This is a genomic window from Streptomyces sp. NPDC003327 (assembly GCF_053589515.1).
On record NZ_JBSFSA010000006.1, the window covers coordinates 125,760 to 145,419 of the forward strand.

Genomic DNA, 19,660 nt, shown 5'->3' on the forward strand with positions numbered 1-19,660 from the left:
CCCTCCTCCCCGGGACCCGCCATGCGCTCCGTACGCCACGCCAAAGCCGCCGCCGTCACCGTGCTCGCCGCCGCGGCCTGCCACGCCGTCCTCTCCACGGGCCTCTCCTGGGCCCGCGACCAGGAGCACGGCAGCCCCGACTCCTGGGCGGCCCTGCCCGGCTTCGCCGGGACCGTCCTGGTCACCTGGATCCTGATGCCCCTGCTGCTGTGGGGCGGCATGCGGCTCCTCGGCGAGCGCGGCACCGCCCCGCTCCTCCTGGCCTGCGGGGTGCTGTGGGCCGCCCTGACCCTGCTGTACGTCGACGACGTCGACCGGCCCTCGGGCATGATGCCGGTCCCGGCGCTGGTCCTGTTCGTGGTGGCGGGGGCGCTGGCCGGCGGACTCGGCTCCCGGCGCGGCGACGACGCGTAGGGCCCCGGCGGAACCGTCCGCCGGGGCCCTGCGCGCATCCGTGCTCGGTCAGGTCGTGAGCCCGGTCAGGTCGTGTACTCGGCGTTCAGCTTCACGTACCCCTCGGTCAGGTCGCAGCCGTACACCGTGAAGGCGCCGTCCGCGATCCCGAGGTCGATGCCGATGACCACCTCGTCGTTGGCCCGCAGGTAGTCGGCGACCACCGTGCGCCGCTCCCCCTCGTCCGCCCGCGGCGGATAGACCTCGACCTCGCCGAACCGCACCTTCACCAGCTCCGGCTCGATGTCCGTGTCGTCCTGGCACTTGCCGATCGCCATCACGACCCGGCCCCAGTTCGGGTCCGCGCCGTGCACGGCCGTCTTCACCAGCGGCGAGTTCACGACCGTCTTGCCGACCCGCTTCGCCTGCGCCGTGTCGCGGGCGCCGGACACCTCCACCTGGATCAGCTTCGAGGCGCCCTCGCCGTCCGAGGCGATCATCTTCACCAGGCTCAGCGCCACCTCGTGCAGCGCCCCGGTGAACTCGTCCGCGTCGACCGGACCGGCCAGGCCGTTGGCGAAGATCACGGCCGTGTCGGAGGTCGAGGTGTCGGTGTCGATCGACACCGCGTTGAACGTGACGTCCATGACCTTCTTGAAGGTGCTCCGCAGGGCGTCCTGCTCGATCTCCGCGTCGGTGACGAAGAAGACGAGGAGCGTGGCCATGTCCGGCTCCAGCATCCCCACCCCCTTCGCGATGCCGGTGAGGGTGGCGTCGCCGACCCTGACCGAGACGCACTTGGGGAGGGTGTCGGTCGTCATGATGGCCCGCGCGGCGGTGCCCATGTCGGCCGGACCCCCCGCCCCGGGGGGCGGGGGCCAGGAGAGGCCGGTGAGGTGGCCGGTGATGGAGTCCATCGGGTACTGGCGCCCGATCACGCCCGTGGAGGCGATGAGCAGGTCCTCCGGCTCGGCCCCGCAGGCGCGCGCCGCGAGGTCCCGGACCGTCGCGGCGTTGGCCGCGCCCTCGGCGCCCGTCGCCACGTTCGCGTTCCGGGCGACGACGACCACGCCGCGGGCCCGGCCGTCGGCGGCGGCCTCGCGGGAGAGCCGCACCGAGGGGCCGGCGAAGCGGGACTGGGTGAAGACGGCCGCCACCTGCGCGGGGACGTCGGAGACGATCATGCACAGGTCGTCACGGCCGTCGTCGAGGACGCCGACGGGAGCGGTGTGGACGGTGAAGCCTTGCGGGACTGCGGGCGACATGAAAAAACCTTCCATGAGGCGAATAGGTATGCAGCGAAGTCCAGAATAAGGGCGGGGCCGGTCCAAGGGAAACGGGGGATTCCCGGACCGGCCCCGCGTCGAAGGGCGACGCCGTCACCGACGGCGCGCCGTGGCTGGTGGCGCGCCGCTGTGCCCGGACGCGCCGAGGCCGGCGGCGCGCCGCTGTGTGCGCCGCGCGCCGTGGCTCGTCGTGCGGCTATCCGCCGAGCGCGCCCTCCCGGGTGCGGCGCCCGGCGATGACCAGGTTCTGGTGGAGCACGGCGTGCATCGTCTCGCGCAGCTGCTTGCCGGGCCGGATGCCGATCTGCTCGATCAGCACCTCCTTCGCCTGGTGGTACACGTCCAGCGCGTCGGCCTGCCGCCCCACCGCGTAGTACGCGTGCATGAGCGACACCCGCAGGTCCTCCCGGAGCGGCTCGCTCGCGATGAGGTGCTCCAGCTGCGAGATGGCCTCGTCGTACCGCCCGAGGAGCACGCCCAGGTGGGCGCGGATCTCCAGGGCGGCGGTCCGCTCCCCGTCGAAGACCGCGGCCCGGTGGCGCAGGATGGGCGTGGCCACGTCGGAGAGCGCCGGCCCCTTCCACAGGGCGAGCGCCGCGTCCAGGTGGAGTGCGGCGTCCTCGTGCCGCTCGGCCGCCATTAAGCCGCGCACCTCGCGGATCATGGCGCGGAAGGCGAACAGGTCGACGTGGTGCGCGGGGATGTCGAGCTGATAGCCGTTGTGGTGGGAGGCGAGGACGTCACGGCCGACGCCCGCCTCCTCCAGGGCCGTACGGATCATCCACACGCTGTTCTGTATCTGCCCGGCCACGGTCTTCGGCGGATCGGACCCCCACGAGTCCTCGATGATCACGTCCTTGGACACCACCTGCCCGGGCTGCAGCGCGAGGGTGGCGAGGAACTTCACCTGCCGCTGGCCCTGGATGGGCACGCGTCTGCCGTCGTGCCAGACGGTGACCGGCCCCAACAGTTCGATGGTGACATGTGCTGCCATGCTGACTCCCCCAGATAGGCATCCCCGCGCACCTCATGAACCACGCGATCGATCGGATGCGCGGATGCGGTTCACTCCGTGATGATCAAGAACGGTGACTCGGTCGGATCTGCTCTGCTCAGTCCGCGACGCCCATGACCGCATAGTCATACATGCCATAGGCCTGCGACATGCGGATGTTAGTCACCCGGTCGGCCCGGTAGATGACCGACTTGACGTACATGTACGGGCACATGACCGCCTCGTCCATCGCGGCCCGGTCGACGGAGGCCCAGATCCCGGCCCGTACGTCGGCGTCGAGCATGCGGGCGCCGCTGTCGAGCAGGGTGTCGACCCGCGTAGAGGCCAGCTCGCCCAGGTTCTGGTTGCCCGCCGACTTGATGGCCCGCGAGTCGCAGATCTGCTGGAGGTAGCCGAAGCCGTCGGGGAAGTCGGCCGCCCAGCCGAACATCACGATCCCGATGCCGTGCTCGCGGAGGTACTCCGGGACGCCGGCGACCTTGTTGAAGTACTCGCCGGAGCTGAACGGCACGACCTCCGCCCGGATGCCGACGCGGGCCAGGCCCGCCGAGAGGGCGAGCGCCGCGTTGTACTCCTTGCGCCGGTCCCGGCGAGCGGCGATCTTCGTCTCGAAGCCGTCCGGGAACCCCGCGAGCTCCAGCTCGCGCCGGGCCGCCTCGACGTCCCCGGTCGCGTCCGGGCCGACCGGGTAGCGGTCGTACGGGGCGTATCCGCGGATGCTGGGCGGCAGCAGCGTGGTGGCGATGTCGCCGGAGGGCTCGCCGCCGTACGCGGCGCGCATGGCCTGCTTGTCCGTGGCGTACTGCACCGCGCGGCGGGCGTGCACGTCCGCGAGCGGCCCGATCCGGGAGTTGATGCAGTACAGCCAGACGAAGCCGGTGTGCGGGTTGTCGACCCGCTCCCGCAGCTCCGGGTCGGCGAGCAGCCGGTCCTGGGTCTCGGGCTGGACCCCGACGCCGGCCAGGTCGATGTCGGCCTCCCCGGTCAGGAGCAGCCGGTCGACCTCCTCGCCGGAGACACCGAGGGTGACGGTGACCTCGTCGGGCAGGGCGGTGCGGATCGGGTCGGTCGCCGCGTCCCAGTACGGGTTGCGCTCCAGGCGCAGGACCTTGCCGCGGACGTACTCGGCCGTGCGGTACGGACCGCAGGCGTCGGGTCCGGGGCGCTCCTCGGGGTACGTGTCGAGGGCGGCCCGGACCGGGATGGTGGTCGGCAGGGCCGCGAGGTAGTCGAAGCCGGCGAACGGTTCGCGCAGCCGGAAGACGACCGTGTGCGGGTCGGGGGCCTCGACGCCCTCCGGACCGGTGAGGTACTGCGCGAAGTACTGCGGTCCGCCGCGGACGACGCCTGACTCCGCCCCGTACACCTCCTGGGGGAAGTTGGCCCGCAGCACCGCGTACCGGACGTCCGCCGAGGTGACGGGGGTGCCGTCGTCGAAGAGCACGCCGCGCCGGAGCCGGTAGGTCCAGGTGCGGCCCTCGTCCGAGACCTCGCCGAGCGCCTCGGCGAGGTCGGGGACGAGCTCGGGGGTGCCGGAGTCGCCGTTGACGTAGCCCACCAGGGGCCGGCCGAGGAGCCGGATGAAGTTCCAGGTGTAGGCGTAGTAGGTGTCGGCGGGGTCCAGGGAGTCGAAATCGTCGGTCCGGGTCAGCCGGAGCGTTCCGCCCCGGTGGGTGGAGGGGTTGAACGTTCCTTCTGTCACGACGGCGTTGAACGGCACGGATCGTCCTGTCCTAGGAGTGGAGGCTTCGCAGGAACCGGGCAGCCACGGGTCCGGCGTCCTTGCCGCCCGACCCGCCGTCCTCGATGATCACGGCCCAGGCGAGGTCCATGTCCTCCTGGTAACCGATCATCCAGGCATGCGTCTGCGGCGGATTCGCCGCACCGTACTCGGCGGTGCCCGTCTTGGCGTGCGGGCTGCCGGGGATGTCCTTGAGGGCCCAGCCGGCGCCGTACGTCACGGTGGCGCGCGACATGTCGCGCAGCGCCGCGACCACGTCGGCGGGCAGCTTCGGCGCGGTGGCCCTCTTCTTCACGTGGTCGGGCACGAGGACGGGCTGCTTGAACTCGCCCTCCTTGATCGTGGCGGCGACGGCGGCCATGTTCAGGGGAGAGGCGAGCACGCGGCCCTGGCCGATGGTGGAGGCGGCCAGCTCGTTGTCCGACTCGGGCACGGGCACCGAGCCGTCGTACGAGACGGCGCCGATGTCCCACTCCTCGCCGATGCCGTAGTAGCGGGCGGTGTCCTTGAGGACCGGGCCGGCCACCTGGGCGCGCTCACCGACGAAGAAGGTGTTGCACGACTTGGCGAAGGAGTCGCGGAAGGTCGAGCCGGCGGGCAGCTCGAACTGCTTCTGGTTCTCGAACTGCTGGCCGTTGACGTGCTGGAACTTCGGGCAGTCGGCCTTCTCGTCCGGCTTCACGCCCTTCATCAGGAGGGCGGTCGCGGTCACGGCCTTGAAGGTCGAGCCCGGGGGATAGCGCCCCTCCAGGGCCCGGTTCATGCCGCCGGGCCGGTTCGCGGCGGCCAGGATGTGGCCGTTCGTCGGGTCGACGGCGACGAGGGAGACGTTCTTGTCCGTGCCCTGCAGCGCCTCGGCGGCCGCCTCCTGGACCTTCGGGTCGATCGTCGTGCGCACGTCCTCGCCGGGCTTCGTCCCGGCCTTGGTCACCGCCTCGACCTCCTGGCCGGAGTTGCGGTCGACCACGACGACGGAGCGGGGGTGCTCGGCGTTGCCGGACAGCACCTTGTCGTACCGCGCCTCCAGGCCCGAGACGCCCTTGCCGTTCTCGTCGACGTTGCCGACGAGCGAGGGGGCGGTCAGCTCGCGGCCGTGCTTGTCGAGGACGGTGCCGCGGCTGTCGTTGGACTTCAGGGCGAGGGTCTGGCCCGGCTCCATCTTGGGATAGATCACTGGAGTGGAGAATTCCACTTTCCATTGACCGCTCTTGAGCGCATTCGCCGAGGACTCGTAGGTGAGCGAGCCGGCCGAGGGGATATCCATACGGACGGTGAAGGGAACCTGAACCTTTCCACCGTCGGCCTTGCGGGCCTTGTCGAGGGCCGCCGTGATCGTCGTCTTCGTCGGCTTCAGGTTGGTCATGACGGACTTCACGAGAGATTCGGCGTTCTTCGGCGAATCCGTCAGGTTCCCGGCCTCGGTGGGCTTGTTCGCGGCCCACGCGTCGAGGAACTTCTGTACCTGCGCGGTGGCTTCCCGGACGTCCTTGTCGGGTTCGTCCGAAGCCGCCAGCGACGTGTACCCCCAGTACCCTAAGCCGCCCAGTACGGAGAGGGTGACGACCGTGCCGACAATCGGCTTCACCCGGCTGCGCCGGCGCCGAGTGCCGTAGTTGCTGTAGCGAGACATGGCCATGAGTTTAGGCCGTTCCCGTCGCGGATCGGCCCGTGTTCGCAGGCTCGTTGGCGGGCTCGCCGTGCTGTCGTGTCCCGTCGGGACGGTGTCCGGCCCACTCGCTCCCGCGCCGTCGGTTATCGCGTATCAAAACATTCCCTGTGTGGAGATGCGGTGAACAGTAACGTCCGAGGTCAGGAGGTCCGCGCGCCCCGCGGATGACCGGGGACCACCCTAGGTTCCGTTTCTCTTCTGGATCTCTCCGCCCGCTCTCGACGAGCCATACGGGAGGGTTCCGCACGGTCCGGCGCATTCACCTCTCGCGCAATGCGTGGAACATGGCAAGAACCGCTGTCCGCGCCGCGGGGACAGGTCGGCGGAATTCACTCCGTCCCGCATCCGAAGCATCGAGCCAACGATTTGGCCGAATCCTTCTCGTCCCCTGATCGGATCGCACGTAGTGTTTCACGCCATGTGCGGACAACCCCGAATACGCGGCCCCGGCGCATTACTCCCCCCGGTGGCGCCCCGGCCCTCCCGCGCCCACGCGGAGAGCGCTCCCACGCCGTCCGCCCCGCACCACGCCCTCGACCAGGCTCTCCGTGGGACGACCCCTCTCCCGGCAGGCCCCGGAGCCGGCCGCGACGGCGTCGAGGACCACGTCCGCACCCAGGCCCTCCGGAGCCGCCGCGACCCTACGAGTACCGGCCATCCCCGACGCCTCGCCCACCCCCCGAGGCTCCGGCGCGGCGGACGTCCGCCCCGGGCCGGCGCGACGGGCAGACGGCCGGAACGCGCACCGTGGACCGCGGGCGCCCGCCCCCGCCGGGGCCCCAACTCGCCCCCGTATCAACGGAATCAGCCAATCGGCCCGCAGCCAAAGACTCCATTGACACGCCCCTTGCGCCTTACGTCTACTTCTCCACGCACAGTTCGAACGGAAGTCGACGCGCGTCACCACGTGAAGGATCCCAGGATGTTCACAGAGGACACAGACGGCAGACCCCGACCCGTTCACATCGCTCTGTTAGGTTCGCTCGACGTCAGGGTCGGACCGGAGCGCGTGAGCGTGCAGGGCCACCGCCAGCGAGGCGTCCTGGCCGCCTTGGCCCTCCAGGCCGGGCGCGTCGTGACCACCGACCACCTGATCAGGGCCGTCTGGTACGACAGGCCCCCCCGCACCGCCATGGGCCAGGTGCACACCGGCGTCTGGATGCTCCGGACCGCCCTCGTCAACGCCGGCGGCCCCGCGGACGCGCTGCGCTCCTGCGCCACCGGCTACCGCCTCGACGCCGACCTGTGCTCCGTCGACGTGACGTACTTCCGCACGCGGATCGCCGAGGCCCGCACCCTGCAACGGCTGGGCCGGCTCGACGAAGCGGTGCGGCTCGTGCGCTCGGCCCAGGAGCTGTGGCGCGGCCCCGCCCTCGCGGACATCACCCACCAGGGCCTGCGCGGATGGTCCACCCGCCTCGAGGAAGAACACGTCGCCGCGCTGCAGTACCGGACGTCCCTCGAACTCCAGCTCGGACGCCACGAGGAGCTCATCCCCGACCTGTTCGAATGGGCCGGCCACTACCCCCTGCGGGAGAGCCTCCACGCCGACCTCATGCTCGCCCTCTACCGCTCCGGCCGGCAGGCGGACGCACTCCAGGTCTTCCACGGCGTACGGCAGACCCTCGCCGACGAGGTCGGCATCGACCCGGGACCCGGCCTGCGCACCCTCGCCCAGGCGATCCTCCGCCAGGACACCGCCCTCACGGGGTCGGCCCCCCACCACACACCGTCGTCATACCGAGGAGATCTGCTGTGAGTACGGGGCCCACCACCGACGACAGCGCACGCGTGCCCGCCGCGGGCGCCGAGCCGCCCAAGCGCGCCCAGAGCATCCCCCGGGGCAAGGGGGTCGGCTGGTTCGGCGCGGCCGCCCTCGTCAACGCCGTCGGCACCGGCTTCTTCTACCCCTACCAGCTGCTCTTCTTCGTCGCCGTCACCGACCTCTCCCTCACCACCGTCGGCGCCGGTCTGACGGCGGCCACCCTGATCGCCCTTCCCGCCGTCTTCCTGGTGGGGCGGCTCGTGGACCGCTGGGGACCCAGGACCGTCCTCATCCTCGCCGCGCTCGTCCGCGCCGCCGTCTTCGTCGGCTACCTCTTCATCCACAACCTCGCGACCTTCGTCGCCCTCGCGGTCGTCGCGGCGGTCGCCCAGCGCGCCGAGCAGATATCCATGCCGGTCCAGGCCGCCGCGACCGCCCCCGAGAAGGAGGTCGGCCTCTGGCTCGCCCTGACCCGGGTCACCTTCAACCTCGGCATGGGCTTCGGCGGTCTGCTGGCCGGCCTCGTCTTCGTGGGCGCCGAGGACGGCTCGGGCTACGTCGCGATGGGTCTGCTCAACGCCGGCAGCTTCGCCCTCGCGGCCCTGCTGTACCTCCCGCTGCCGGCGGTGCGCTCCGCCCACTCCCAGAAGAAGACGGCCGGCACCGGCCGCCCGTGGCGCGACGCGCTGTTCCTCAAGCTCGCGCTGGTGAACTTCCTCCTCATCACCGTCATCGTCGCCACCGAGGCCGGGCTCCCGGTCTACCTCATCGAGGAACTGAAGGCCCCCACCTGGACGGTCGGCCTGGTCTTCGCCGTCAACACCGTCCTGATGGTCCTGTTCCAACTCCCCATCACCGGCCGGGTCGAAGGCCGCGCCCCCCTGCGCGTCATCGCCCTGGGCAGCGTGATGCACGCCGCCCTGCTCGCGGTCCTCGGCCTGGCGGGAGTGCTCTCCTTCGCCATGCTGCTCCCGCTGATGCTCCTCGGCGTGACGATCTACACGGTGGGCGAGATCCTCGCCACCCAGGCACTCTCGGTCCTCCTGGTCAAACTGGCCCCCGAACACGAACTCGGCGTCTACCAGGCCTTCAACCAGGTCCTCGTCGGCCTCTCCCTGGCCGTCGTCCCCCTCCTGGTCACCTTCTTCCTCACCCACGCCCCCGCGGGCCTCTGGTGGCTCCTCGCCGCCTCGACGGTGGCCCTCTCCCTGGCGATGCTCCGCCTCCACCACACCTCGGCGGCAGCCCTGACCGGCCCACCGGCGTCCTGACACGCGGCCTCGCGAGGGCCCCGGCCGGCGGTGGTCGACGACCGGTCCTGACCGTCCCGTCGCCGAACGCATCGCGCGACGACTCCGGCAGGGCGCCGGGCGAAAGCCCGGCGCCCACCCGGAGACCTACCAGTCCACCGCCCGGTTCCTGAAGCCCTGGTTGGCGCCGTAGTGGCAGTCCCACAGCCGCGCGCGGGCACCCGGCTGCGTGCTCCAGTCGGCTATCTCCAGGCACTTGCCGTACACGTACGCGTGGTCCATGTAGAGGATGCCGTCACCGCCGAAGAAGTTCTGGTTGAGGCCGTAGTGGCAGTCCCACTGGTTGGCGGTCGCCCCGTTGTTGCGCGCCCAGCCGCCGATCTCCAGGCACTTGTTGCTGTTGACGTTGACGTAGTAGGACGACCCGGCGAGGTTGTCCGACCGCCAGAAGCGGTGCCACTTCTGATTGGCGCCACCGGTGCAGGGCCACTGGCGGACGGCCGCGCCGTTCGCCGTGCTCCAGTCAGCCACCTCGAGACACTGACCGGAGTGGTCCACGCGGATCTCGACGGTGCCGAGGTACGTGAAGGTGGGCTCGGCGGCCTGGGCCGGAGCGGCCGCGACGCCGAAGGTGAGGCCGAGGGATGCGGCAAGAACGAGCAGGCCGCGGCGGGCGCGGACGAGCGGGTTGAACTTCATGATCCTCTGCAATCAAGAAAGGTCTCGGCCTGCGGCCGAAAAGACTTGTCATGATCGCATAAGTACCCACGGCAACTCCGCGCGCTGGCAAGCCATGTGAGGGGGCAGCCGGAATCCTCCCCTCCGAATCGCCGACTGTGGGGAGGATGCGGCGTGCATGGGCTGCCGACGGGTGCCCTCCGTCCGGACGCGGCCTCGCCACGCTCGATCGCGTCGAAGTAGCCACCCAACCGCATGCCGCCGAGGGCAGCGTCCACCCTCGCGCAACCTGCTCCGGCCAGCGGAGCCGGATCAAGGGCTGGAGGAAGTCAGGCAGAGAGCACGGCCGAGCTCACTCGCCTCTCATCCGCGATCAGTGACAAAGCGCTGGCAGGGGCGGCCGCGTGCGCGCTGCCATCTGTGCTGGTGCGGAGGGGAACCTGCGCGACGGTGTTCGTACGCGGCCGGTCGCGTGATCGAAGCACCTTCGCTTCGAGATGCTCCGCCGCAGAAAATCAGCGTTTGTCCTACGCGGATCGGCCGGAGGCATCACGATATACGAACGACCGTGAGAGGCCACACATGACTACCACTCTTGCCAAGGGCGGCAACACTGCCTTGTCTGCCGCGGTTTGCCGCGTCACCCTTACCTCATCGACTACAGGCATCGATGTGTCTGCTGTTCTGCTCGGGCAGGACGGCAAGGTGCGGAGCGATGACGATCTGGTTTTCTACAACCACTCGTCGCAGGACGGGATCGCGCTGCACGGGCAGACAATCGTCGTGGATCTGAGCGTGGTCCCGGCGGCAGTCGACCGCATCGCCGTTGTCGCCAGCATCGACCCCGACCTGCAAGCTACACACTTCGACACGAGTAATACCCCCCAAGCGCTCATTGAGTGCGGGAACGCGCGGGTCACATTTGCGCCGCCGCCGCTCGTAGACGGGGAGACGGTGGCGGTCCTGGTTGAGCTCTACCGAAGAGATGGCAGTTGGAAGGTAAGAGCGGTCGGCCAGGGATGGGATACAGGGCTGGCAGGTCTGGCCTCGGACTTCGGCATCGTTGTGGATGACCCAGGACCGTCCCCGGTCCGGCCCCCGTCCGTGTCGGCGCCCCCGGAGACGCAACGCATGGCCACTGCTCCGCCGCCCCCTGCCTACGCACCGCGGGTGTCGCCGGCCTCGCCGACGACACCGGTTCGCCCTCTCGTTCCGCTGGGCAAAGTCGCCCTCACCAAGGCCGGGCAGGCGACAATTGGCATGCACAAAGGCGACCCGAGCCTCATCGTGACGGCCACACTTGAGTGGAACGGCGGAAGCGCGTCCCGAAGGCGAGCCGGTGCTGACCTCGACCTGTACGCCCTTTATGTCCCCGGGAGGCTGGTCACACCCCCTGGAAAGCGTCCGAACAAATCGGACGAGGCCGTCTACTACCGAGAGCTCGGGTCGCCTGTCGCGCCGCCGTATATCGCTTTGGACGGCGACTCCAGGGTGCCGGGTCGTGAGACGATCACGATCCGTCGTCCAGATCTCCAGGGCTACGTCCTTCTGTGTGCTTACAGTGCGGTGGAGAACGGGGCCGGATCGTTCAAATCTTATGGCGCTCGGGCGGTTGTCTCTGACGGGCGGGGATCCAGCATCACGGTGCCACTTTTCAACAATCGCAACTTGTCCTATTGGGTCGCAATAGCATTGATTGACTTCACCGTTCCAGGCGGTGCTCAGATCCGGCATGTGGAGAAGTACAGCGGCAACCACGTCGAGGCCCGCCCAACTCTGTACTCGAATGGAAATTTCCGAATGAGTACCGGCAAGGTCGAGTTCAAAACAAGGTAGTCGGCTTCCGGGGACCACGACCCTTCGTCTTCGAGGTCCCGCAGCGTGCGCTGGATCGTCGCCCGCGCGAATCCATAGCGCTCCGACAGTTCCTCGTGCGACGGCAACTTCTTGCCCATTGGGGAGTTCCCCGAAGATCCGCTGACCTCTGTTCGCCGGCAGAGGCCGAAGGTCTCCAACGAAGTGGATCCGCGGGTTGTCGCGAACCCTGAGCAAGCCCCGTCACTCCTCCACGCTGTCTCGTACGTTGGTGGCTACCGTCGGGCTCGCGGCCGACACACGGTCGGACTGTTCGCCGAATGCACTTCGGGGGCTTTCGGCCTGCGGAAGTGGTCGGTCTTGCCGAGCCGGATCTCACCCTCCCCGCTTCCGGCTGGGGGAACCGCGCTCCTTGACCGGACCTGCCCCAGCGTGGGGCGTGGACGGAGCTGCTGCGCGAGTACGAGTGAGCGTTGCCTGACAACCTGCGCGCCAAGGCCCCTGGACCTGTCTGGGGGTCTTCTGCGTTCCCCTCCCCGTCTAGAACAGGGGCAGTCCACCCTGCCGGCCAGTTCGTCGCGTATCGGGGATGTGGGTAGATGTCCGAGCCGTCGTACACGCACCACTGACGGCCCAGCCACTCGCACTCGGGAACGGATCCTTCCCAGTCGTCGGTGCAGCGGTCTGCCCATTCGCGGCCCACGAGAACGGGCCGCGTCAGGATCCCGTCCGCGGTGTCCTGGACGCGCAGGACCATGCCGACATCGTTGATCCCCGGGTTGCCCCGCGGACCGTACGACACGTTGTGAGTACCTGAGGAATGAAGGTCCAGGACTGTCTCCTGAAGTACGGCAGGCACGCGGCCAGTCAGCTCCAGCCCCTCCAGAGTCACACGCGGTCCGTGGGCAGCGTCGGCAGCCACGCAGAAGAGCCGGCCGGTGCCCTCGAAGTATGCGTAGACAGCGGGCACCGCTGGATGGAAGCCGAGCTGGAGGCCGTAGATCTCCGGGTAGAAGGGCTCGGCGGAGAATCTGCTCAACTCAACGGCTTCCGGAAGAGCGGCCCGGGCCTCGTCGGCGGACATGCCGAAGCGCAGCGGACCAACGCTCTCCAGCGGGGTCAGCACCCACACCGGTCGAACCGGCTCCGCCGCAGTCTCTACGGCTCCCGAACCCATCTGTTGCTCCCCCTCGTTCGTCACCCCAGTCCCGGCCCTGACCTGCGCCGACACCCCACGGCCCAGGCCGCGAATAGGCCGCGGCCCCTGTCATACGGTCGCCCACCCCGGCATACGCCTGCATATACAACAAGACCCCGCGCTCAGCGTTTTCGCTGATCACGGGGTCTTTTGGCACTTCCTGCGAAGTGCCCCCGGCAGGATTCGAACCTGCGCACACGGCTCCGGAGGGCATGGTTTCATGGAGCCACATAGCCACCTTGACCTGCACGCTCTTGTCTTCTGAGTGGAGGGTGGGGCGATCTCACTCGCTACTCACTCGGGAGTGGCCCATGGGCACCGTGGCTTCATGGCTGAGGACGACTCTCAGCCCGAACCCTTCAATGTCCTGAATAACCGATCAAGGTCGGGCAGGCCTTGGACGATCCTCCGCGGCTGCCTCGGCAGTGGCCGGAGTGTATTTCTTCCCGGTATCTGGGGAGCGAGATGCGGCGGTAGCCCGCTCGCTCCAGGACCGCGGTAGAGGTGATTCTGGAGGGGGCGCTCATGTCTCCACTGTCAGTCACCGATCGATGAGACCAGCTCGCTAGGGGAGAGCGGTGGCCCAATGCTCCATCGCCTTTTCGGCCAGGTAGCGGACCATCCTGAGATCTGAAGCCAAGTCGCGTGCCTCTCGGCTGTGAATTCCCAACAACGGTGTCTTCCTCCTGCCTCCACCTTCCTTCATGTGAACGATGCGGTTGCGGATTCCATAAACCCGTGAAGACACATCTGTGCGGTAGTCCTGGCTGGGGAGTAGAGCACCCGAGCCATCATGGTCGAGGGCAGTCACATGCTGGATAATAAGCGGGTCGCTCAGTGTTGAGAATAGATCTTTGTCGCCCAGGAAGTTGACAATCTCTTTCTGTGTGACCGCCAGGTTGATCACTGCATCGAGCTGACTCTGTTCGAGCCTCATGCTGGAATTCTGGCGAGGGAAAGGCGAACTAGCCTCGGACTCCTTCGCAACTTGCTGGGCGCTGACCTCATGAGCGGTGGCCTTGGGCATGTAGAACTCAAGTACCTGGTAGTACTTCAAGAACCGCTCGACAGGGTGGCGGCCGAGCGAGTTTCCTGCGCCGTAGAGTTCGGCGGGCTCCGAGTCGTACCGCTTCTGCGGGAAGCGAACCCGAGCCGAGTAAGAGGGTCCCCGCCTGCTTCCCAGCCTGTAGCCGTCGTTCCAAAGCCGCAAGGAGGCTCCTGCTCTGGCGAGGCCGAAGAGGTACGAAGTTCCGTACGCGACTAGCTTCTCCTGTGCCTCCTCAGCGTCCGAGGCTGTGACACCGGAGAACTTCAGGCTTGGCGCGAGCCCGCGTCTATGCCCGGTGCTGTATAGCAACGACAGGTCACGAGGAACGGATACGAGGCTTAGAGCAAAGCCAGAGCCATCTGAGGCGGATACAGGGAAAGCTCCCTCAGATGCGAGCCAGCCGAACAGATCAGATCGGGCGCCATCTGCTAGATTTTCGAGTCGGACACGGCCCTTTTGCCGTGGAAAGAGGCGTCGCATGATCAGGTGGTGAAACTCATCGAAATCGCCCAGAAGTCGAGCCATGATTACCCTGTCCTGCGGAAACCAGACAGCCTGCCGCGTCGGCATGGGAACAGCGGAGTCGACGAGACGCTCGAAGTGCGGCAGTTGCGCGGCTGATCGCAACCGGATGCGCAAATCATCCGCGCCGAATACCACTAGCGCAGGGTTGCGCCAGCGCCTTCCATCCCACTTCTGAGTATCGTCCCATTCGACACGCACATCACCGCGTCGGGACGCCAGCTTCTTCAGGCGTTCGACCGCCTCCCGGTAAGTGGGCTGAGGCGGTTCGTACTGCTCATCGTCGAAGTCATCCCAGGGGTCCTCGACGTACTGATCCATGTCGTCCATACAAGCCTCTCTGGTTGTGGCCTGACCAGCGCGAAACTGCTGCCAGGGGCATCGTAGGGAGAGAGCCGTCGCCTCCAGGCCTGTTTCGCGGGGAAAGCAGGGAAGGGTGCGCACCGATCTACAGGGAGTCCCGTGCTGCACTGTGGCCATCCGGCCTCATGGGGGAGTCATGCCGGCTCGGCTGTTTCGTCTCCGAGGCCACGAGTTGCAACCTAGGTGAGCACCTTTTGGGTCATATGGGGTTGATCGGGCATATGGGTGCTGCTGAAGCTCTCGCCTCATGGGCGGGCCTGCTCCGCGGTGGGGAGGGTTCACTTGACGATTGCCCCTCTGTGACTCGCCGGCGCCACTAGGCTGCGACCGTGGAGCATGACGAGACACCTCAGACGGGTGACGCAGATGGCGCAGGGCGCCGAGGCATCTTCGACGGTTTTTCTGGCTTTGCCACTCCGACGGTCGATGATTGGAAGGCAGTTCTGCGCAATGGGCTCGTGGTTGTTGATACCAACGTCCTGCTCAACCTCTACCGCTATAACCAGGATGCGCGAGCTTCGCTGATGGCTGCCCTACAGAACCTCGGATCATGTCTGTGGGTTCCGCATCAGGTCATGGACGAGTTCTGGCGTGGCCGTGAAGGCGCCATCGATGATCCACGAAAGCAGCTCGAAGATTCTGAGGTTGCACTCAAGAAGGGGCTGCAGGGCTCGTTGGAGGGTCTGCGGCGGTGGGCCAACCGCGTCTCCCTGGACCGGTCGCAAATAGTGCAGCTTGAAGCGACGCTCACAGCTGCTTGTGATGAGGTTATCGCCAAAATGGCCGATGTTGTTGACATCGGCGAACAGGAGATGGCGAAAGACACCTCCAAAGACAAAGTGGTTGCCGCGCTTGCCGCGCTGCTCGATGGAAAGGTTGGAGCCCCACTAGAGGGCAAGGCCCTGTCTGAAGCTATTGCCGAGGGTAAGCGGCGGGTGAATAATAAGGTACCACCCGGCTATATGGATAAATCCAAGGCGTCCCGAGGGGATGATTCAGAAGTAGGTGACTATCTCGTATGGCTACAGCTCATCTTGGAGGCTAAGGAAAGAGGTGTGGATGTCCTCCTGGTGACTGGTGACGTAAAGGAGGACTGGTGGCGTACGCGTAACAAGATTCCTCTCGGCCCCCGGAACGAACTCGCGGAGGAACTTCTGCGTGAGACGGGTACACGGTTGTACATGTTGCGGCCCGAAGGTCTCCTTTCCTATGCGAGAGATTTCCTGGAGGTTGAGGTTACTGAGGACTCTCTCCAGAATGTCGAGATGGTGGATGCTCAATCAACGTCCGATGCGGTATTCAGTGATCTGGTAGATCTCGTAGAGGTCGATCCGTCCGGTGCCGTCTTGGGCGCGTGGCGTGAAGTTGAGTATGCCGTGGAGAGGGCGTTTCCGAGTTACGTTAAGCAAGGGCCGCGCTTCTCCGCTTCGATGCGCCTGAAGGCCCTGCATAGCCACCCTGGCGTCTCGCCGGATCTCGTGAGGTCCGTTCGGGAGCTTCAGGAGATCAGGAATAACCTTGTGCATTCGAGTGAGTATGAACTGACTCAGGAAGGTGCACGGACTTTTGTGGACAGGGCTAAGGGAATCGTCGACGCCCTGGCTTTGGCTGCGGCCCCTCGTTTTCAGTCCGCGCGATTTGAACGGGCTGTGTATGATGCGATTCAAAGATTCGGTTTTAGTGCCGAGGTCCCCACCGGAGCGGGGCGTGAATATGACATCGCGGTAAGCGATGCATCGAGCCCTGATTTGTGTGCCTACGTTCACGTTAGGTATCTGTCTGGCGGAGAATTCTCTGCGAGGCGTTTGCGTGAAGAGGCGGGAATGTTGGCTTCGGCGCCTTCTGGAGTTGCCTCGCTAATTGTTGTAACCAATGCAGAGTTGAGCAATCGTGCTCGTGAATTTAATTCGAGCATCGATTCGTCTTCGGGTATCGATGGGCGCCGCATGGAGATCGTGCAATGGAAGGGGGCGGAAGATGATCCATTGCTGATGCGTGCCATTGGGAGGGCGATGCGCAAGGCTGGACCTTCCGGAGCAGAATGAATGTTAACCGAGGAGAGTCATTGGTAAGTCGCAACCCGCGCGGAACCTACATGGTGATCTCGGGGCATCTCAAGGACCGTATCAATAGTGGAGATATCCTTGAGGCGCTACCATCGGAAGCTCAGTTGCAACAGGTCTATGGCGTCTCACGTAATACGGTCCGCCGGGCTCTGAAGTTGCTTGCGGCTGAAGGGGTTATTGAATCCGCTCCGGGTTCCGGTTGGCGCTTGGTGCAGGCGAGTGATCGGCGGAGTCTTGACGAGCGGATGGTCGAATTGATAATCGAGGACGCTCTTGGTGTCGGGGATTCGTACCCATCAGAAGCCAAGCTATGTGAGCGTTTCGGTGCTTCTCGTACGGCCGTGCGTCGCGTTCTTGCACAGATGGAAGGAAGCGGCTTGCTCGACACCGTTGCCGGGAAGGGGCGGACAGTGCGCGCTCTCCCGGCGTCGTCCGGGCAGCCGTAGCCTGGCGTCCATGGGGCTTACTGAGTGGGCGTACTCGCTCTCCGAATCGATGTTGTCCGAGCCGCTGCCGCGTCGTTGGGCACACTCCCTCGGCGTGGCCAAGCGGGCTCGGTCCCTGAGCCCGATCCTCGGCGCCGACGCCGAGCTGCTGGAGGCCGCGGCCGTTCTGCATGACGTCGGGTACTCGCCGACCATCGCGACCACCGGCTTCCACCCGCTCGACGGGGCCCGGTTCCTTCGGGAGCAAGAGGGCGCCGACGAGCGGGTGGTGCGGCTCGTGGCGCATCACTCCTGTGCGCTCCTGGAGGCCGAGGAGCGAGGGCTCCGGCATGAGCTTGAGACGGAGTTCGAGCTTGAGCGGCCCGAGCTGGTGGACGCGCTGATCGTCTCTGACATGACGACGACGCCCGACGGCGGGCATACCACCCCGGTCGCCCGGCTGGACGAGATCGTCCAGCGGTACGGCCCGGACACGATCGTGGGACGGTTCATTCAGCGCGCGGCGCCCGAGATCTACGCCGCCAACGAGCGGGTGGAGCGCCGTATGGCCGCTGCCGCGGCCGGCGCTCAGCCGAGGTAGGGCTCCCGTCGCGACTCGTCCAGGCCGTGCCGGATGCGCAGCCTCATGGACGGGTGGATGTCCAGGTCATCGAGGTCCGCTGGGTTCACCCAGCGGACCTCCTTCGATTCGCTGCTCGTGCGGAGGGATCCACCGACCGGGTGGGCCCGGAAGCAGATGGAGAACTGCTGGCGGACCTCTCCGTCGTCGTACGCCAAGACGTGGTCCGGGTCTGTGTAGAGGCCGACGATGTTGTCCACCTCCACTTCGATCCCCGTCTCCTCCCTGACCTCGCGGACCGCGGTGTCGCCAATTCGCTCGCCGATGTCGTGGCCCCCACCTGGAAGAGCCCACAGGTCGTTGTCGGTCTTGTGGATGAGGAGGAGCCGCCCCTCGTCGTCGCGTACGACGACCGTCACGGACGGCACCACCGAGTTGGCCTTTGGAGCGGTGGGGTCACGGAAGTAGTCGATCCGGCTCATGCGTCTGAGCCTCCCAGGTCAGTGGGTGAGGTGATGGGGCGGGCGCTCTCCCAGACTCGTTCGATGCTCTCGGCGTAAGCGTCGAAGAGCTCGCCGCCGGCCACCCGCTGGATGTGCAACACCGGCGCCATGTACGCGCCAACGCCGTACAGGTGCCCGTTCGCGAGTATCTGGTCATCCGCGCGATAGAGGGAGTTGTAGAGCGTGGTGGAGTGGAGGCGGAACTCCACGCCGGGGAGTCCGAAGAGTGGCGCATAGTTGACCAGGGCATTTCGGATCTTGCCTGCCATGGCCCCGCCGATCCCCTCGTCGGCTCCGCGCACTGCCACCGCAGCTGAGTCGGGGTCGCCGAGCATGAACCGGACCGGGATGCCGGCGGCTGACTTCTCCTTGACGACCTGGTGGAAGGCCGCGTCCTCGGTGAGCCAGAACCCCGAGTAGACCAAGACGTCGAAGGACCGCTGAGCGCTGGCGTAGAGCTGCGTCCAGAGCCGATTCGGCACGACCGAGCGGTGGGGGTAGAGCTTGATCAGCTCGGCGTTGCCCGCCTCGGTGACCTCTGCAGACGTCCGCTCCTCAGGCCATAAGTAAGACATCTCGCGCTGAAGGAGCGAGGCCGTCGCGTACTTGAATCGGCGGTACGGCTGGCGCTTGGGGTCGTTGATCCAGCGCTCGACTGTCTTCGCCGACACCCCGAGCCGCTCGGCGACCTGATCGAGCGTCATGCCGCTCTCGATGATGGCGCCGCGCAGTCGTTCGTTGGCCATGCCGCACTCTCCCACCCGCGGGACGACTTGGGACGACTTCACCGTAGCCAAGTCGTCCCGCAGCCGTACATGTGTGGAGTCCAGCGTCTGCCCTGATCAGGCCAAGCTTGAGGCATCGAGCGGGGCGGGTTCACGAACTCCTTGAAAACCAAGGGACTTGACGACCCCAGCCCGTCTCTCCATGATGAGGAACAGGTAATACATGTACCCCGTCGGGCTTCGGCTCGAAGGAGGTGCCGTCTACAAGCACAGGGCGGGGACGCTGCAATCCCGCTAAAGGCCAGGTGGAACAGGGCTTCGGCCCGTACTGGCGAGGTGGCCCGGTGACCGCGAGCAACGGCCGGAGGGTGGGGACACAGGTCCCCCTTGCAGTGCTTCATCCGATCCAACCGACCGAGAGGGTCCCATGCATCGACGAAGACTCTGGGCGTCGCCCGTGCTCGACCAGTACGGCGACCACGCCCACCGCGTCCCCTGATCCGCCGCTTCGACGCACCGGGATAGCCGGTGACTCGCGGACGTCAGGTCACCTGCGCAGCGGTTGCTGCGGCCGGTTGCCTCCCTCGCCCGTCCGGGCCCCGCGCGGGGTGCCGTACG

At 66.9% G+C, this 19,660-nt stretch carries 15 protein-coding genes and 1 pseudogene; 7 read left to right on the plus strand and 9 right to left on the minus strand.

All coding sequences use genetic code 11. From position 1 onward, the window contains the following. Positions 1–21: 21 nt before the first annotated feature. On the plus strand, positions 22–414 hold the full coding sequence (locus ACWDVG_RS07885) for a hypothetical protein (RefSeq protein ID WP_451697211.1): 393 nt from the start codon (positions 22–24) through the stop codon (positions 412–414). 65 nt (positions 415–479) lie between these two features. On the opposite strand, the gene argJ is transcribed toward ACWDVG_RS07885, so the two are convergent. The 4 genes from argJ to ACWDVG_RS07905 all read right to left on the minus strand — a co-directional run bounded on the left by argJ (position 480) and on the right by ACWDVG_RS07905 (position 6,065). Further along, positions 480–1,658, minus strand: a complete 1,179-nt coding sequence (argJ, locus tag ACWDVG_RS07890) for a bifunctional glutamate N-acetyltransferase/amino-acid acetyltransferase ArgJ (protein ID WP_451697213.1) — start codon at positions 1,656–1,658, stop codon at positions 480–482. A 217-nt stretch (positions 1,659–1,875) separates the two neighbouring features. Then, a complete protein-coding gene (locus ACWDVG_RS07895; protein ID WP_451697215.1) occupies positions 1,876–2,673 on the minus strand; it encodes an AfsR/SARP family transcriptional regulator in 798 nt (265 codons plus the stop codon). Between the two features lie 118 nt (positions 2,674–2,791). Continuing rightward, entirely contained in the window at positions 2,792–4,396 is a 1,605-nt protein-coding gene (locus ACWDVG_RS07900; RefSeq protein ID WP_451697217.1) for an ABC transporter substrate-binding protein, read from the minus strand. Positions 4,397–4,427: 31 nt separating this feature from the next. Next, positions 4,428–6,065, minus strand: a complete 1,638-nt coding sequence (locus tag ACWDVG_RS07905; protein ID WP_451697219.1) for a penicillin-binding transpeptidase domain-containing protein — start codon at positions 6,063–6,065, stop codon at positions 4,428–4,430. 1,048 nt (positions 6,066–7,113) lie between these two features. Here ACWDVG_RS07905 and ACWDVG_RS07910 point away from each other — a divergent pair. Both ACWDVG_RS07910 and ACWDVG_RS07915 read left to right on the plus strand, forming a co-directional pair. Then, on the plus strand, positions 7,114–7,863 hold the full coding sequence (locus tag ACWDVG_RS07910) for an AfsR/SARP family transcriptional regulator (RefSeq protein WP_451697221.1): 750 nt from the start codon (positions 7,114–7,116) through the stop codon (positions 7,861–7,863). Next, positions 7,860–9,140, plus strand: coding sequence for an MFS transporter (locus ACWDVG_RS07915; RefSeq protein ID WP_451697223.1), 1,281 nt, complete (start codon positions 7,860–7,862; stop codon positions 9,138–9,140). The genes ACWDVG_RS07910 and ACWDVG_RS07915 overlap by 4 nt, the downstream gene beginning before the upstream one ends. A 126-nt stretch (positions 9,141–9,266) precedes the next feature. Here the strand turns inward: ACWDVG_RS07915 and ACWDVG_RS07920 are convergent, their stop codons facing one another. Further along, the gene (locus tag ACWDVG_RS07920; RefSeq protein WP_451697224.1) at positions 9,267–9,818 is read right to left on the minus strand and encodes an RICIN domain-containing protein; all 552 of its coding nucleotides are present in this window, start codon (positions 9,816–9,818) and stop codon (positions 9,267–9,269) included. A gap of 561 nt (positions 9,819–10,379) precedes the next feature. Here ACWDVG_RS07920 and ACWDVG_RS07925 point away from each other — a divergent pair. Further along, positions 10,380–11,633: a TerD family protein gene (locus ACWDVG_RS07925; RefSeq protein WP_451697226.1), complete on the plus strand. Its 1,254-nt coding sequence runs from the start codon at positions 10,380–10,382 to the stop codon at positions 11,631–11,633. A 74-nt stretch (positions 11,634–11,707) separates the two neighbouring features. On the opposite strand, the pseudogene ACWDVG_RS07930 reads toward ACWDVG_RS07925, so the two are convergent. Both ACWDVG_RS07930 and ACWDVG_RS07935 read right to left on the minus strand, forming a co-directional pair. Beyond that, positions 11,708–11,752 (minus strand): annotated as a pseudogene (locus ACWDVG_RS07930) (hypothetical protein); the annotation flags it as partial. A 1,623-nt stretch (positions 11,753–13,375) separates the two neighbouring features. Further along, a complete protein-coding gene (locus ACWDVG_RS07935) occupies positions 13,376–14,710 on the minus strand; it encodes a hypothetical protein (RefSeq protein ID WP_451697227.1) in 1,335 nt (444 codons plus the stop codon). Positions 14,711–15,072: 362 nt separating this feature from the next. Between ACWDVG_RS07935 and ACWDVG_RS07940 the strand changes: the two genes are divergently transcribed. Genes ACWDVG_RS07940 through ACWDVG_RS07950 form a run of 3 tightly spaced genes read left to right on the plus strand, consistent with a single transcriptional unit; the run spans position 15,073 to position 17,835 of the window. Continuing rightward, on the plus strand, positions 15,073–16,788 hold the full coding sequence (locus ACWDVG_RS07940; protein ID WP_451697229.1) for a PIN-like domain-containing protein: 1,716 nt from the start codon (positions 15,073–15,075) through the stop codon (positions 16,786–16,788). A 50-nt stretch (positions 16,789–16,838) separates the two neighbouring features. After that, on the plus strand, positions 16,839–17,255 hold the full coding sequence (locus ACWDVG_RS07945; RefSeq protein WP_451697231.1) for a GntR family transcriptional regulator: 417 nt from the start codon (positions 16,839–16,841) through the stop codon (positions 17,253–17,255). 10 nt (positions 17,256–17,265) lie between these two features. Then, complete coding sequence (locus ACWDVG_RS07950) at positions 17,266–17,835, plus strand: HD domain-containing protein (protein WP_451697233.1); 570 nt, start codon at positions 17,266–17,268, stop codon at positions 17,833–17,835. Here ACWDVG_RS07950 and ACWDVG_RS07955 read toward each other — a convergent pair. Both ACWDVG_RS07955 and ACWDVG_RS07960 read right to left on the minus strand, forming a co-directional pair. Beyond that, the gene (locus ACWDVG_RS07955) at positions 17,823–18,296 is read right to left on the minus strand and encodes an NUDIX hydrolase (RefSeq protein WP_352059856.1); all 474 of its coding nucleotides are present in this window, start codon (positions 18,294–18,296) and stop codon (positions 17,823–17,825) included. The two genes, ACWDVG_RS07950 and ACWDVG_RS07955, sit on opposite strands and share 13 nt — an antisense overlap. After that, entirely contained in the window at positions 18,293–19,063 is a 771-nt protein-coding gene (locus tag ACWDVG_RS07960) for a helix-turn-helix domain-containing protein (protein ID WP_451697235.1), read from the minus strand. The genes ACWDVG_RS07955 and ACWDVG_RS07960 overlap by 4 nt, the downstream gene beginning before the upstream one ends. Positions 19,064–19,660: the final 597 nt, after the last annotated feature.